Source organism: Xanthomonas euvesicatoria (genome assembly GCF_013112235.1).
Lineage (GTDB): Bacteria > Pseudomonadota > Gammaproteobacteria > Xanthomonadales > Xanthomonadaceae > Xanthomonas > Xanthomonas euvesicatoria.
The window spans coordinates 3,943,953-3,958,505 of record NZ_JABFFS010000001.1 but is presented as its reverse complement, the minus strand read 5'-3'; the positions used below and the strand labels follow the sequence as shown (position 1 = coordinate 3,958,505).

Annotated in this window: 12 protein-coding genes and 1 pseudogene; all 13 read left to right on the top strand. The window is 60.5% G+C overall.

Annotated features, from left to right (window positions below; genetic code table 11):
- Positions 1-18: 18 nt before the first annotated feature.
- The 13 genes and pseudogenes from tgt to HLH45_RS17005 all read left to right on the top strand — a co-directional run bounded on the left by tgt (position 19) and on the right by HLH45_RS17005 (position 14,496).
- Entirely contained in the window at positions 19-1,164 is a 1,146-nt protein-coding gene (tgt, locus tag HLH45_RS17060) for a tRNA guanosine(34) transglycosylase Tgt (RefSeq protein ID WP_008574416.1), read from the top strand.
- A gap of 131 nt (positions 1,165-1,295) precedes the next feature.
- Positions 1,296-1,649, top strand: a complete 354-nt coding sequence (yajC, locus tag HLH45_RS17055; RefSeq protein WP_003489768.1) for a preprotein translocase subunit YajC — start codon at positions 1,296-1,298, stop codon at positions 1,647-1,649.
- A gap of 190 nt (positions 1,650-1,839) precedes the next feature.
- On the top strand, positions 1,840-3,684 hold the full coding sequence (gene secD / locus HLH45_RS17050) for a protein translocase subunit SecD (RefSeq protein WP_014090428.1): 1,845 nt from the start codon (positions 1,840-1,842) through the stop codon (positions 3,682-3,684).
- Between the two features lie 89 nt (positions 3,685-3,773).
- On the top strand, positions 3,774-4,742 hold the full coding sequence (gene secF, locus HLH45_RS17045; RefSeq protein WP_008571687.1) for a protein translocase subunit SecF: 969 nt from the start codon (positions 3,774-3,776) through the stop codon (positions 4,740-4,742).
- 681 nt (positions 4,743-5,423) lie between these two features.
- The gene (locus HLH45_RS17040) at positions 5,424-6,257 is read left to right on the top strand and encodes a DUF4238 domain-containing protein (RefSeq protein ID WP_008571686.1); all 834 of its coding nucleotides are present in this window, start codon (positions 5,424-5,426) and stop codon (positions 6,255-6,257) included.
- A gap of 83 nt (positions 6,258-6,340) precedes the next feature.
- On the top strand, positions 6,341-6,886 hold the full coding sequence (locus HLH45_RS17035; protein ID WP_008571685.1) for a hypothetical protein: 546 nt from the start codon (positions 6,341-6,343) through the stop codon (positions 6,884-6,886).
- A 70-nt stretch (positions 6,887-6,956) separates the two neighbouring features.
- Positions 6,957-7,565 carry a DUF4145 domain-containing protein gene (locus HLH45_RS17030; protein ID WP_008571684.1) on the top strand — a complete coding sequence of 203 codons (609 nt, stop codon included), beginning with the start codon at positions 6,957-6,959 and terminating at the stop codon, positions 7,563-7,565.
- A 68-nt stretch (positions 7,566-7,633) separates the two neighbouring features.
- Positions 7,634-7,804 (top strand): annotated as a pseudogene (locus HLH45_RS21860) (IS5/IS1182 family transposase); the annotation flags it as partial.
- A gap of 320 nt (positions 7,805-8,124) precedes the next feature.
- On the top strand, positions 8,125-8,766 hold the full coding sequence (locus HLH45_RS17020) for a DUF1629 domain-containing protein (protein ID WP_171309886.1): 642 nt from the start codon (positions 8,125-8,127) through the stop codon (positions 8,764-8,766).
- Positions 8,767-8,799: 33 nt separating this feature from the next.
- Positions 8,800-8,925, top strand: coding sequence for a hypothetical protein (locus HLH45_RS21940; protein WP_267459826.1), 126 nt, complete (start codon positions 8,800-8,802; stop codon positions 8,923-8,925).
- A gap of 198 nt (positions 8,926-9,123) precedes the next feature.
- Positions 9,124-9,762 (top strand): DUF1629 domain-containing protein, encoded by a 639-nt coding sequence (locus HLH45_RS17015; protein ID WP_008571680.1) that lies wholly within the window; start codon positions 9,124-9,126, stop codon positions 9,760-9,762.
- 35 nt (positions 9,763-9,797) lie between these two features.
- On the top strand, positions 9,798-13,805 hold the full coding sequence (locus HLH45_RS17010) for a hypothetical protein (protein ID WP_074053098.1): 4,008 nt from the start codon (positions 9,798-9,800) through the stop codon (positions 13,803-13,805).
- Positions 13,806-13,845: 40 nt separating this feature from the next.
- Positions 13,846-14,496 carry a hypothetical protein gene (locus HLH45_RS17005; RefSeq protein WP_033478427.1) on the top strand — a complete coding sequence of 217 codons (651 nt, stop codon included), beginning with the start codon at positions 13,846-13,848 and terminating at the stop codon, positions 14,494-14,496.
- The last annotated feature ends 57 nt before the right edge of the window (positions 14,497-14,553 follow it).

Below are 14,553 nucleotides of genomic sequence, written 5' to 3'. Positions count from 1 at the left end.
CCCATTCCCGGCCCCTCAATGTCCCGACTCCAGTTCCAGCTCCAAGCCACCGACGGGCATGCCCGGCGTGGGCGCCTGACCTTTCCGCGTGGCACGGTCGAAACCCCTGCGTTCATGCCGGTCGGCACCTATGGCTCGGTCAAGGGCATCCTGCCCGAGCAGATCCGCGCGCTGGGTGCGGAGATCATCCTGGGCAACACCTTCCACCTGTATCTGCGCCCGGGCCTGGAGGTCATCGGCGATCACGGCGGGCTGCACGGATTTGCGCGCTGGGATGGGCCCATCCTCACCGATTCCGGCGGGTTCCAGGTGTTTTCGCTGGCGCATCGCCGCAAGATCACCGAGCAGGGCGTGACCTTTTCCTCGCCGACCGATGGCGCGCGGGTGTTCCTGGGCCCCGAAGAGAGCATGGAAATTCAAAAGGTGCTCGATTCGGACATCGTGATGATCTTCGACGAGTGCACGCCGTACCCGGCCACCGAGGACGTCGCGCGACGCTCGATGGAGCTGAGCCTGCGCTGGGCGCAGCGCTCGCGCGACGCGCACGACGGGCTGGGCAACGATGCGGCGCTGTTCGGCATCGTGCAGGGTGGGGTGCATCCGGACCTGCGCAGCCGCTCGCTGGATGGCCTGCAAGGCATCGGTTTCGACGGGTATGCGATCGGCGGGCTGGCAGTGGGCGAGCCCGAGCACGAGCGCAACGCCATGCTCGAACACCTGCATCCGCGCCTGCCGGCCGAGCGCCCGCGTTACCTGATGGGCGTGGGCCGCCCGGAAGACCTGGTCGAAGGCGTGGCACGCGGGGTGGACATGTTCGATTGCGTCATGCCCACCCGCAATGCGCGCAACGGCCACTATTTCACCTCCTTCGGCACCGTGCGCATCCGCAACGCAAAGTACGAACGCGACCTGGACACCATCGAGCCGGGCTGCGGCTGCCATGCCTGCAGCAGCGGCTATACGCGCGCCTACCTGCGCCATCTGGACCGCTGCAACGAAATGCTGGCGCCGATGCTGGGAACCCTGCATAACCTCTGGTATTACGAAAAACTGATGGCCGACATGCGTGCGGCGATCGCTTCGGGAACCTTTGTGGAGTTCCGGCGGTCCTTCTATGCGGCACGCGGCGCCACCACGCCGCCGTTGCCGGGGGAAACCAGCTGAGACCGGCCGTCCGCGCCCCGGCGCGGACGGCGTGGAACCTGCGTGGCATAATTCCCGGCTGTTCCGCCCCGGCGGTACCTGAATAGCGAGCGGGCCCATGGGCGCGCTGGCACCAAACTAGGATGCACTGAATGAATCTGCTCGATTTCCTGATCCCCGCTGCCCAGGCGCAGGCCGCCGGCGGCGCGCCGGCACCCGGCCCGATGGGAGGCCTGTCCACCTTCGCGCTGCCGATCATCCTGATCGCCGTGATGTACTTCCTGATGATCCGCCCGCAGATGAAGCGTCAGAAAGAACACAAGGCGCTGCTGGACAAGCTGGCGCGCGGCGATGAAGTGATCACCTCCGGCGGTGTTGCGGGCGTGATCACCGACATCGGCGACAACTTCATCAGCGTGGAAGTGGCCGACAACGTGCGTATCCGCGTGCAGAAGAGCGCCGTGGGCCATGTGCTGCCGAAGGGCACGCTGAAGTCGGCAAGCTAAACGCGTCTTGCCACGGCTGCGCCGCTGTCAGGCAGGCGCAGTCGCCAGGTGGAACCGGAGGTTGTGACCCACCGGTTCCGCTGTACCGCCCGTATCCATCTGAAGACCATTGGCGACGTTGTACCGGTCGCTTGAAGTCGTTCTCACTGCTAGGCGCGGCGCCGGGATGGTGCCACGCGGGACTGTCGCAATGCTCGAATTTCCTCGCTGGAAGTACTTCCTGATCCTGCTGGTACTGGCCGTCAGCGCGCTGTATGCGTTGCCCAACGTGTACCAGAAGGACCCGTCCGTGCAGATCACCGCCAGCCGCGGTGCGCAGCTCGACGACGCATTGCGCAGCCGCATCGACGGTGAGCTCAAGAGCGCCGGTATCACCCCGAAGGCGATCACAAAAGAAGGCGATAGCCTGATGGTGCGGTTGCCTTCGCTGCAGGCGCAGACGCGCGCCAACGACGTGTTGCGTCAGCAGCTGGGCGAGAACTACACCGTGGCGCTGAACCTGGCCTCCACCGTGCCGGACTGGCTGGCCAAGCTGGGCGGCCGGCCGATGGTGCTGGGTCTGGACCTGGTGGGCGGCGTGCACTTCGCCATGCAGGTCGATCAGAAGGCCGCGCTGGAAAAGCGCCTGGACGGGTTTGCCGAAGACATCCGCACCACCTTGCGCGATGCGCGTATCCCGTATCGCTCGGTGGAACGTCGCGCCGACAACAGTATCCAGGTCAACCTGGGCGAGGGCGCCAATGCCGACGCCGCGCGCGTGACGCTGGCCAAGGCGCAGCCGACCCTGACCTACGACGTCAGCGGCCAGAACATCGCCGTGAAGGTGCCGGAGGCCGAGCTCAAGCAGATCGCCAGCGGTGCGATCGAGCAGAACCTCACCACCTTGCGCAACCGCGTCAACGCACTGGGCGTGTCCGAGCCGACCATCCAGCGCCAGGGCGAGGACCGCATCGTGGTTGAACTGCCCGGTCTGCAGGACACCGCCGAAGCCAAGCGCCTGATCGGTGCCACCGCCTCGCTGGAATTCCGCGCCGTGGTCGACGGTAATGCCGACGATGCCGTGCGCAGCGGCAACATTCCGCCGGAGGCCAAGGTCTATCGCCTGCGCGACAGCAACGCGCCGGTGTTGTTGAACAAGCGCGCGCTGGTGACCGGCGACCAGATGGTCAGCGCATCGGTCAGCACCGACCAGAACGGCATGCCGGCAGTGGCGGTGACGCTCAACAACGTCGCCGGCCAGCGCATGTTCGACTACACCAGCGCCAACGTCGGCAAGCTGATGTCGGTGGTCTACATCGAGCGCATTCCCACCGTGACCATGGTCGACGGCAAGGAAGTGCGCAGCGTACGGGTCAAGGAAGAAGCCTTGTCGCCGACCCGCATTGCCGGCGTGTTCGGCAAGAACTTCCAGACCACCGGTCTGGAAAAGACCGAAGCCGAGAACCTGGCCAAGCTGCTGAAATCCGGCTCGCTGGCCGCGCCCATGGACTTCGTCGAGGAATACGTCATCGGACCGAGCCTGGGTGCGGAGAACGTGGAGCGCGGCGTCACGGCGGTGGTCTACTCGTTCCTGTTTACGCTGGTGTTCTTCACCATCTACTACCGCGTGTTCGGCGCGATCACCTCGGTGGCGCTGCTGTTCAACCTGCTGATCGTGGTGGCGGTGATGTCGCTGTTCGGTGCCACCATGACGTTGCCGGGCTTTGCTGGCCTGGCGCTGTCGGTCGGTCTGTCGGTGGACGCCAACGTGCTGATCAACGAGCGTATCCGCGAAGAGTTGCGCCTGGGCGTACCGGCCAAATCGGCGATCGCGGCCGGTTACGAAAAGGCCGGCGGCACCATCCTCGACGCCAACCTTACCGGCCTGATCGTGGCGGTGGCGTTGTATGCGTTCGGCACCGGCCCGCTGAAGGGCTTCGCGCTGACCATGATGATCGGTATTTTCGCCTCGATGTTCACCGCGATCACGGTCTCGCGTGCGCTGGCGGTGTTGATCTACGGCAGCCGCAAGAAGCTGAAGTCTGTCGCTATTTAATGCGAGTCCCTCGCAAGAGCCCGTCTGTAATGCGAGTCCCTCGCGAGAGCCCGCACATCCATGTGCGGACTGCTTAGGAAGATCTTTCAATGAAAATTTTTCCGCTTCATCTGATTCCGAACGACACCAAGATCGATTTCATGAGCTGGCGCAAGCCGGTGCTCATTTTGATGCTGGTGCTGGCAGTCGCCTCGGTCGGCATCATCGTCGGCAAGGGTTTCAACTACGCGCTGGAATTCACCGGCGGCACGCTGGTGCAGACCTCGTTCCAGAAGACCGTGGACGTGGACCAGGTGCGCGAAAGGCTGTCCAAGGCCGGCTTCGAAAACGCCCAGGTGCAGAACGCCCGCGGCGGCAATGAAGTCATGATTCGCCTGCAGCCGCATGGCCAGAACAACAATCGCGACGACGCCGCTCGCACCGTTGCCGAAGATGTGCGCAAGGCGGTGACCAGCGATGAGAATCCGGCCACCGTGCAGCCTGGCGAATTCGTCGGCCCGCAGGTCGGTAAGGATCTGGCGTTGAACGGTGTGTATGCCACGGTGTTCATGCTGGTAGGCTTTTTGATCTACATCGCATTCCGCTTCGAGTGGAAGTTCGCGGTGGTCGCCAGTCTGACCGCGTTGTTCGATCTGCTGGTCACCGTGGCCTTCGTGTCGCTGACCGGCCGCGAGTTCGACCTGACCGTGCTGGCCGGCCTGCTGTCGGTGATGGGCTTTGCGATCAACGACATCATCGTGGTGTTCGACCGCGTGCGCGAAAACTTCCGCGCCCTGCGCGTGGAGCCGCTGGAAGTGCTCAACCGTTCGATCAACCAGACGCTGTCGCGCACGGTGATCACCGCGGTGATGTTCTTCCTGTCGGCGTTGGCGTTGTACATCTATGGTGGCGAGTCGATGGAAGGCCTGGCCGAGACGCACATGATTGGCGCGGTGATCGTGGTGATCTCCTCGGTGATCGTAGCCGTGCCGATGCTGAGCATCGGGCCGTTCGCGGTGACCAAGCAGGATCTGCTGCCCAAGGCCAAGGACGTGGAGGCGCTGGCGCGCCGTCCTTGATGGGTTGGCAAAAGGTGTGACGAAAAAACCGCGCATTGCGCGGTTTTTTCGTTTCTGGCGGTGGACGTCGTGACTGCACGGTTATGCGCTGTGACGCCACTACTCAAGATTGTGAACGCCAGGGATTTCGTCGGACAAGTGATGCCGATCGATACGCGATAGTTCGCGGGAGAGAAACACCAGCACCGCCTACGTCTGCGTCCTTGCTGGATAACACTCCAAGCATCTGCATGGCCGAGGCTGCTCTCCATCATGCTATCCCGTGATCGCGGCCAGGATTTTTCCCATTCACAAAGTGCTAGCGATCGAAGATACTCAGTGCAACACCGCATTTCGGCGGTCCAAGAGTAGTTAGGCCGCACAAAGGAGATCCGCAGATGCCCAAGCCCAAGTCATGTACAACTGCGATTTGTGCGGCTCTTCGTTCCAGTTCGGGCCGCATATTTATGCTGGCAAGTTTATTCCTAGCTACCAGCTAGCCGTATGCCGCACGTGCTGGGAGAGCAACCATGACGGATGGGGTCCGATCGTAGAGGATCGATTTGTCGAGCACTTGCATAGCAAAGGGGTGCCTTTGCCAGAACGCAACAAAGACGGTTGGTACCCGCGCGAGTAAGGGCCTAACAATTCATTCAAGCCGTGTCGCTTCGCGGCACTGCTTAACTCAGGCGTTAGGTGGCTATGGGACACCATTACTTGCCCCAGCATTACCTGCTCGGATTCGCTGATGGAGTCAGGGTGTGGGGACATGACGTTCGGGCGCGCCGATCTTTCCGTACACAGGTCAAGTCGCTAGCTAATGAAACCGTCATGTACACCGAGGAGCTAGAAAAGCACCTAGCAAACGTTGTCGAAGGGCCAGCCCAAGACGTGATCGACCGAGCGCGTAAGCGGCTCAAGCTCAGAGACGAGGATCGTGAGGTACTTGCCGCCTACATCATCGCCATGTGGCAGCGCGTGCCTGCTGGGCGCAAGCGAGTGGCAGGGTACATACCGAGCCTAGCTGAGACGATCAAGATGCAGGTCGTGCAGCAATTGGACGCAATAGCCGCGTCTGAACCGGATCTCGCAGAGTCCGCAACTAGGCGCAAGGAAGAAGTAGGTCGGATCATCTCCGCATACAAGGAAGACCCGCCGGACTACTTCTGGCACCACACACTGAAAAGCGGAGCGACACCCAGAACTGTGCAAGGGCTCTTATCAATGAATTGGCACTTCCTAGTCAGCCCTGGCGAAAGCTTCATCACCTGTGACAATCCGACTTTTTTCTTCAGGTCAGTGGGCATCGCCGCGCACGAATCCGAACTGAGCTTTCCGCTTAGTTCGGAGGTTTGCTTTTGGGCAAACAGGGCTAATTCGGAAAGACCCCAATACTTTACGACTGACCGCTCCATTGTTCTGGAACTCAACCGCAGATCCGCGCACAACACGCAGCGCTTTATCTACACCCGTGAGGAGGCGCCTTGGGTACTCAGCTTTGCAGCAAAGAAACATCCGCTGCATCGGTTGTTGTGAGGTCGCCGCCTAACCACTCCTTCAACGAGACGCCACTTCATGGCGCGACTTAATTCAATCATTAGGCGGCACAGGGGAGTTCAATGGACATTGACCTAATAGCAAAGATCGCCGCGCCGCTCTTGTCGCTCATTGTTGCGGTGCTCATCAAGCATTACTTGGAGGGCAAATCGCGCTTAGTGACATACATTGGTAACGTAGCAGCCTTTCCCAGCAACAACGCACCGCAGACGCACATGCATAGCGTCGTGCTTCAGAACGCTGGCAAAAAGTCGGCGGCTAATGTACGTGTCCCACACGGGGTGCCTCTGGCCAGCGTAAGCGTTAAAGTCAATCCCCCAATGCACTACAACTTTGAATTCAGTCCATCCGGAACTTTTCAGATTTTGATCCCGACCCTCGCGCCAAAAGAGCAGGTCACGATCTCGTATTTGTATGAGGAGCCAACCGTATGGAATCAAGTCTCATGGCCATCAAAGAGTGATGACGGACTCGCAGAGATTGTTCAGGCAATTCCGGCGCCGCGCCCCAACAAACTAGTGCGTTACTCCAGCGTCGTCCTCTCGATGGTAGGGCTTTCGTACATTCTTTATTGGGCGGTTCGTTATGCATTGCAAAGTGCCACCTAACAATTCATGCAAGCAGAAGCCGATTCTCGGCTCGGCTTAATTCAGGCGTTAGACCTGCAGACCAAACACCATGTCTTGGCGAAACAAGGAAATTTCCATCAACTGGTTGAAGGCAGTCATCTCCGTTGTGGCGGTTTCTGCTATCGCAGTGCGTATCGCTTTTCCTGAGATCAAGATTGACTTGGTTACGCTCGGTCTGATGATCGTAGCGGTGCTGCCGTGGCTGTCGGAACTGATCGAAAGTGCAAAATTCCCGGGCGGCTGGGAAGTCAAATTTAGAGACCTTCGAGAGGCTGGTGAAAAGGTAACGTCTTCCTCAGAGCCTCCTCCCACGGCTTCCCATCAGCCACCGCCCGTTACACAATCCCAGCCAAGCTACGTTTCGGTAGCAGATCAGGATCCAAATCTTGCGCTAGTCGGCCTACGCATCGAGATTGAGCAACGCATTCGGCAACTATCCAAGCGCCACGACCTGCCTATGAATTGGGGCTCGCTATCGAAGTTGATTCGCGAGCTAACACGTCGCGAGATAATTCCTTATGGCGTCGCTAGCGGCTTGGAAGACCTAGTCGCAGCCGGAAATCAGGCTGCGCACGGCGCAAGCGTCGATCCTCGGGTGGCTGATTGGGCAATTACCACCGGGCCGGAAATCTTGGCTGCGTTGGATGCGCTGCTGTAGGTCTAAGGAACCTCTGAACAACGTGCCACAAATGCGCAACCCTATTGGTTCGGAGTGAAGAGGCATCCATGCAATTGAAGTTCGGTGACGCTGAAGGCCTGGGCAAGCGCAAGCAGATCCGGCGCGAGATCTTCCTTGCGGAGATGGAGCGCATCGTTCCGTGGAAGCAACTGCTTGCCCCGGCCGAATCATACTATCCGTTGTCGGGACTGCCCGGTTGGCAGCCGTATGCGCTGGCTATGGACGTACAACCATTAGCGCCCCAACATGGCGCTAGGCGGCATCACCCTAGCAATGAAATTGGCGATGGCCACGTAGCTTCAGATTTGGCGAACGCTCAGAGCGGGGGGGCTTTTCCCACCCAGGTTTTGCGAGAGCAGGCGCTGGCATCTCTCGATATTTGGGTGGTGGATCATTTGGTAATCGGTGGCAGGAGCCTGCGATCCGGGCGGCAAGTGGAATGTGGCCTCTCCGTTGCCTTATTGCTTGGGTCGGCAAAGCGGTCGAGTTAAGCTCTTTCTGTCAGCTGAGACCACACCGCACGGAAGGGATGAAACGCATGCCATCAACGACGCCAAATCAGCCGACGGCCGGGAGCTTTTACATGGTCGAAGCAGACATGGAGAGCAACAGACCGCCCTGTGGGGTGAGGTTCGAGAATGTTCGCAACCTGCTTTCCCCTCCGCGGTTGATCCTGCGGCCGGAGGAAGGAGGATTTCCGACGCTCCGCGAAACACCTCAGCTGACCTACGACCCAAAGACAGGTCCAGTCCCGCGGGATCTAGAGCCGGGATTTAGTGGCTATTGGCTGGTTTCTGAGCGACTCCACGATGTCATGGTGTCGGTGGACTCCGACGCCTTTGCTTTTGCGGAGGTAGATTACCGCTTGGCCGACGGTGCCAGAGGTCCGCGCCACCTTTTGTGCGACGTTGTTCGCGAGCTTGATGCCTTGGACGAAGTTGCTTCGAAGCTACAAATTGAAGTAGACGACGACTACGTCAATGGCAAGTTCTACTCGGTGGGAGGGGGAGCCAGCTTGGCCTTTAGGCCGGAAGTCCTGGGTCAAGCACACGTCTTCCTTACGCCGTTCAGCTCATTCTTGATTTGCGACCAAGCCTTCAAAGATGCGGTCCATGACGCGGGGATTCCTGATGATGCTGGTGAAAGCGGCATCTCTTTTATCGACGCATCAGACGTCTAGCCGCATCTGGGCAACACATAAGGAGCAGGGAGCATGCCGCGCAGCAGCCCTATTTTTCATGATCATCATGGGTTCGAGCAGCAAACCCTTCGTTACAGCCGCATCTTGCGGGTGCTGTCGAACTCAGATCGCTTCGACATTGATTCACCTGAAAATTGATTCTTCATGCCGCATGACGAAGGGCATGCCCAGGCTATGGGCATCTTAAACTTGTGCCGCAATTCCGATTGTCAGACCTGGGAGCGTCAGAGCAGCGGACAGGACACCACCGTTGCACCATCTGCCCAGAAATGAGACTGCGGCGCTAAACTTTGCCGCAATGATCCCGGCGACATAAATCAATGACGGATACAACCGATGGAAACGACGACAGCCAATCAGCCCAAGGCTGGTGAGTTCTTTATCCTCGAAGCGGGCACGATCAACGGACCGGTGAACGGCGTTGTCTTTGAGAACGTCAAGAATTTGTTGTCACCCCCGCGCCTGATTCTGAGGCCTGAAGGCGGTGGTTTCCCTCCGTTGCGCGAAACGCCGCGTTTGGTCTATCACCCCAGCAAAGGCCCACCTCCTAAGGACTTGGAGCCTGGCTTCAGTGGATACTGGCTTGTATCCGAACGACTCTTTCAAGTCATGACCTCGGTCGATCCCACTGCGTTCGCTTTCGCAGAGGTGGACTATCGGTTGGCTGATGGTGCGAAAGGGCCACCCTACTTTCTCTGTGACGTGATCCAAGAGATTGACGCACTGGACGAAGAAGCGTCCAAGCTCTTCATTGACACAACCGAAGACTTCGTCAATGGCAAGTTTTACGATCTGACCGGCGGCGCCAGTGTAACGTTCGACCGCGTGCGTTTGGGTCCGGCGCATGTCTTCAAGACGCCTTACACCGGCCGGGTATTCTGCGATCAAGTCTTTAAGGATGCAGCCGCAGCGGCAGGTATCGAGACCGACACCGATGCTGATGGGCTTTGGTTTATCGATGCTTCGGACATCTAGCCGCGCAGCAATGGCTTCTAGGAAGGATCTGATCCATGCCACGCAACGGACCTATTTTCCAAGACCACCACGCCATTGAGCAACAAACGCTAGAGCGAAGCCAGCTACTTAAGGGGCTCTCGGACGCGGGATATTTTGATATTCATGCCCCTGAGAATCGCATTTTTCTGCCTGCAGATCCCGCGTTTGCTCAGACTTTGGGGACCACGCCGCATAGCGGTGGACCCATCTCTGATTACCAGAATGGGCTAATTGATCGCTTGGGGCGCCTTGAGCAAACCCCTGATGGCATCAAGGCCCTATCAGGTGACTTGGACGCACTTGGAAGAATTTCAGGTCGCGTAGAGACCCTCCGCGACACAGTGCGTGTGGGACTGATTAATGGCGATTTGCACACCAATGCGCCACTTGGCCTTCGCGCCGACGACATCCGTCCAGGCGTCCAGAATTTCTTTCGCGACGAAGTCGCCTACGGACAGGCCCATGTTGCGCAACTTCTGAGCCTGAAGGGTTACGTGCCAGGAGATCATGGTTGGGCTGTGGTCACCCACACCGAAGGCCGTGTGGTGGCCACACTCCAACATATCCAGAGCGTCCCCAATCCTCTGACCCGCGGTGGTGCAGTCGAACTCCAGCGGCATGGTTTGTCTCAGGCTATTTCAAACGCTTACCACGGTGGACGCTTGACCATATCGCCGGGGGGTGTTGCTGTTGTTGAGAACACCTTGGGCGAAGAAGCCGCCAGATCGCTGCGAATTCCTCGCGGTCAAAGCGGTGCCGCATCCATAGAAATGCTGCTGGGCAATGCGTCGGCTAGTACCTTGGTGCGCTCGGGTGGCTTGTTGGCGACAGGTGCTGATGCAGTGCTGACCGCGCGCCGTTCGGCCGAGCTGCTGGAACAAGGCAATGCCACGGCCGCGCAGTCTGAGGTTACCCATGCACTGGCCCGCAATGTCGGTGGCTGGGCCGGTGGTGCGTCCACGGCAGCAGCCTTGGGAGGAAGCGGCTTCGTGCCGGCTGCGTTGATGGTTGGCGACGCGCTGTTGATGAGCAAGGCGTTCGACAAAGGCGCCGATCTGCTGGACAACCGCGCCATCTACCACCAGACCGACAAAGCTGGCGTGGAGTGGCAGTTCAACGGTCGCAACTGGCAGCGCGACGCGGCCATCGAGCTCGCTCCGGATGGCCGGCGCACAAGCGGCGAGCAGCCCGTAGTCGCCAGCTATGAGAAATCCCAGGAACTGGGCGCGCTGGCCAACGCCAAGGCAGTGGAGTTGGCGCTGGGCAAAGCTCCTGCACCGCAGGACCCGTTCAACCTCCCTGCACGGGCCAGCGACCAAGTCGGGTTGGACAACCAGAACTGGCACCGCAATCCTGAGAGCCAGGCATGGGAACGCCAAGTCAAAACCGCCGTGTCCGGTGCCAACGACCGGGGCAGCTACGAGCACCAGACCGCCTCTCCGGAACGCGCGCAACAGCTCAACCAAGAAGCCCTCAGTCGCATCGAGAGCAACATCGCCACCGGACGCGAAGCCATCGCCGCCGCTTACCTGGAAAACCATGCCGCGCAGCGCGCCCGCGACTATGGAGTGGAAGTGCCGGCAGCCGTGGAAAGTGTCCTCGCCAAGCAAGGTCAGGTGCAGGGACACGACGGGCAGGTCTACCAGCGGAACGACGCTGGACAGTGGGCTGGGAAGGATGGGGTGGCTACTGGAAACCTGGCGGTGGAACTGGAGTTGACGAACCAGGTGCGCCAGCCGTCGGTGGAGCGTGCCCAGGAGACCCTGGCAGCGATCCAGGCGCTTCCCGCCCCTACGGCTGCGCAGATAGAGCACAACGAGCTGCTGCACCGTTACCGGGCCGCAGGCGTCGATTTGAACGTGAACCCTCAGACTCAGCAGGCAGTGGCGCTGGCCGCGCAGCGGACTAGGGACGCCAATGGCATCACCGGGCCGACCATGCAGCAGCTACAACGCAATGCGTCGGGGCAATACGGGTATGACAGCCCCATCGCGCACCTCCAGCGCGACAGCGATGGAATCACTCGTGTGGTGGCCGTGACCAGCAGCGAAGCCATCCGGCAGGCGTTGAGCGAGGCGCAAGGCAATCGACTACAGTCGCCAAGCCTAGGGCGCGCGCCTGAGGGAACGGCAGAGGCGGACACCTCGGCCTCCGAGTCGTCCAATCCGCAGCAGGTGCTGGATATCCAAGCGCACCTGCAAGCCTCTGTCGCGGCGCAGGCGCGGCAAGAACGCGAACAGCAAGATCGCCTCGCGCAAGAGCAGCACGCCGCGCAGGTGCGCGAGCACCTCCAACAGGCACAGCCGGAGCGCGAAGAGCGGGCGCAGAACGAACAAGCAATCCAGGCCCACGCCGTGCTGGAAGGTCAGCGCCAAGCCGAGCAGCAGCGGGAGTCAGAAGAGCGGCAAGTGCAGGAGCAGCAAGCACAGACCAGCCAGCAACGCGAACTGCAGGAGCGTGAGGAAAGGAATTTCCAGGAACGTCAGGCGCAGGAGCGCCAAGCCCAAGACAACCAGCAACGGGAGCAGCAAGAGCGCCAGGCTCAAGAAGCCACGCGGGTCGAAGTCCAGGAACGTCAGGCTCAGCAAGCGCAGCAGCAAGACCCCAGCCAGCACTCCTCGCAGCAAGCCGATCCTCAGCCGCACGCTCCGGATGCGGCGCTGGCTCAGCAAACGCCGCAGCCCGAGTTGCAGCAGGCAGACGCCTACCAGCAGCTAGAAGCGCATAACCAATGGGCAGGCGAACACCCGGCTCACACCACACCTGACCCACGGATGCAGGCGCCTGGTCCAGGCGACGCACAGCCGCATCAAGCACAAGAAGCGGCACGCGCGCTGGAAACGCATGCGTTGGAGAGTCGCGATGCTGCGCACCTCCATGGGCCTCCCTCTGGGGGCAGGGAATCCGGCGACGAACCTATGCAAAGCGTGCAGGCCGACGTGGTGCCGCCAGCACTGCATCCCCAGGTGCAAACGCAGCAAGCAGAGATGGAGCAAGCGTCGGTCCGTCAGCAAGACGTGGCGCGTGAGCAGGAGGCAGCGCCGGTTCGCGTCATATCCGCAACAACGCCTACGGCAGCAGAACCGTTGACTGCATCGCAATCCGCGGACTCCTCCACTTCTGAACGGCATGCGGAGACAGAGCAGGCCTGTTTCTCAGGTGGCTCGCTCGCTGAGCATGGGGTGGCTTTGCTGGCCCCAACAACTCTCGCGCAAACACACGGGCGATCGCTGGGGAATAGAGTAGAAAATCGCTTTCCCTCAGAGCCATCAGGCGCGGAAAACCAGCAAGCCCAATCGACCCCCGCGCGGGAACGCAGCGCCGCAGACCCGGGTGGCGCCCTGTTCCTGGAAGAGACCATGCGCTCGCTGCGTCAACTGCAACAGGAGATTGAGGCGGCGGATCGGGAAGACGAACGCTTCCACCAGGAATGGAGGGAGTATCGCGAGCGCGGAGAACCTTATCCCTTCGCTCAAAAGAGGGCGCTAGACCAGGAGGGTGGAAGCATGGATGCATTCAGCGCCCACCCACCAAGTCACCGCTCGCCTAGTGAAGCTGCTGAGCAAACCGATGCCTTTCCACCTCTAGCTCAGCGCTCGGTCGATCCGGGGGGAGGGGATGCGCCAAACGATTCTTCGCAGGCCGAGCGCAAATCGATCACGGGCGACCCTGACGTGGACGAAGTGCTCTATGCGCTCGACAGCAAGAACGAGTTGGCGATCGAGCAAGCGCTGAATCGGGTCGCCAACAGCGCAGCGACGCAGGCGCTCATCAAAAGAGGCAACGAGTTCCTTGAGGCTCAAGCCCAGCAGGAGGCCCAGGAGCTCGCCACCACACGTCAGGCGCTGGGGATGGATGTCTCAGCGGAAATCAACACCAGCCGCGGGCCGGTCATGGTGATGACGCTGCCGGAGTTTGCCAAGGGACCGATGCAGAGCGGTCCCCAAGGGGACGGCGGTGGGGGTGGAGACGGCGGTGGAGGCGGGGGAGGAGGTGGTGGTGGTGGAGGGGGCGGCGGTTAGTCAAAATCGCTTCCGTGACCAGCCGAGCTCAGGAAACCTCATGGATAGGCAAGACGCCGCCGCAATGGCGGAAATGATGGCCACGTTGAATGCATCGAACGCTTCGTTGCAAGAGACGGTCAAAGTGCTGACGACGCTGGTGGCATCCATGCAGCAGCGCGAACAACGGTTGCGCGAGGTGGTCGCCGAGCAACTCCATGTGCTCCAGAACGCCGCCAGCAATGCCGATGCCAAGGTCACTAGGGCATTGGACAACGCACTGCCGAGACTGACGCAGCTGACCAATCAGGCGTTGACGCAGACGCTGGAGCCAGCCGCCAAGCGATTCAACAAAGAAATGGCGACTGCGGATGAGACATTGCAGCAAGCCACGCGACGTTACGCGCAGGCCCAGCAGTCCTTGGAAACGCGGAGCACTCGGCGCATGTGGATCGCATCGGCCACGATGCTCTTGGCGGGCTTGCTAGCGCTGGGGGCGGTGGCCTATTCGGTTGGCATCGTTACCGAAAAGCGAACCGAACTCGCACAGCTCCGAGCGTCCATCGACTACCTGGATCGCGTGTCCCGTGCGGACCTAGCTCCCTGTGGCGAAGGCCGGCTCTGTGCCACCTTGGAGAAGAATGGGCCGCGTTACGGCAACCAGCGGCAATACAGAGCGATCAATCTGCGTGCAAAATCAGATTCGCAATGATGCGACGTCGTCATTACAGCCACTGGCTTGCGCGACAGGGGCGGTCGAAAAAGCCAC

What these genes read in the sequence shown, in the direction of transcription:
- tgt (WP_008574416.1), top strand. Translation starts at nt 19, where the DNA reads ATGTCCCGACTCCAGTTCCAGCTCCAAGCCACCGACGGGCATGCCCGG.
- yajC (WP_003489768.1), top strand. Translation starts at nt 1,296, where the DNA reads ATGAATCTGCTCGATTTCCTGATCCCCGCTGCCCAGGCGCAGGCCGCC.
- secD (WP_014090428.1), top strand. Translation starts at nt 1,840, where the DNA reads ATGCTCGAATTTCCTCGCTGGAAGTACTTCCTGATCCTGCTGGTACTG.
- secF (WP_008571687.1), top strand. Translation starts at nt 3,774, where the DNA reads ATGAAAATTTTTCCGCTTCATCTGATTCCGAACGACACCAAGATCGAT.
- HLH45_RS17040 (WP_008571686.1), top strand. Translation starts at nt 5,424, where the DNA reads ATGGGACACCATTACTTGCCCCAGCATTACCTGCTCGGATTCGCTGAT.
- HLH45_RS17035 (WP_008571685.1), top strand. Translation starts at nt 6,341, where the DNA reads ATGGACATTGACCTAATAGCAAAGATCGCCGCGCCGCTCTTGTCGCTC.
- HLH45_RS17030 (WP_008571684.1), top strand. Translation starts at nt 6,957, where the DNA reads ATGTCTTGGCGAAACAAGGAAATTTCCATCAACTGGTTGAAGGCAGTC.
- HLH45_RS17020 (WP_171309886.1), top strand. Translation starts at nt 8,125, where the DNA reads ATGCCATCAACGACGCCAAATCAGCCGACGGCCGGGAGCTTTTACATG.
- HLH45_RS21940 (WP_267459826.1), top strand. Translation starts at nt 8,800, where the DNA reads ATGCCGCGCAGCAGCCCTATTTTTCATGATCATCATGGGTTCGAGCAG.
- HLH45_RS17015 (WP_008571680.1), top strand. Translation starts at nt 9,124, where the DNA reads ATGGAAACGACGACAGCCAATCAGCCCAAGGCTGGTGAGTTCTTTATC.
- HLH45_RS17010 (WP_074053098.1), top strand. Translation starts at nt 9,798, where the DNA reads ATGCCACGCAACGGACCTATTTTCCAAGACCACCACGCCATTGAGCAA.
- HLH45_RS17005 (WP_033478427.1), top strand. Translation starts at nt 13,846, where the DNA reads ATGGATAGGCAAGACGCCGCCGCAATGGCGGAAATGATGGCCACGTTG.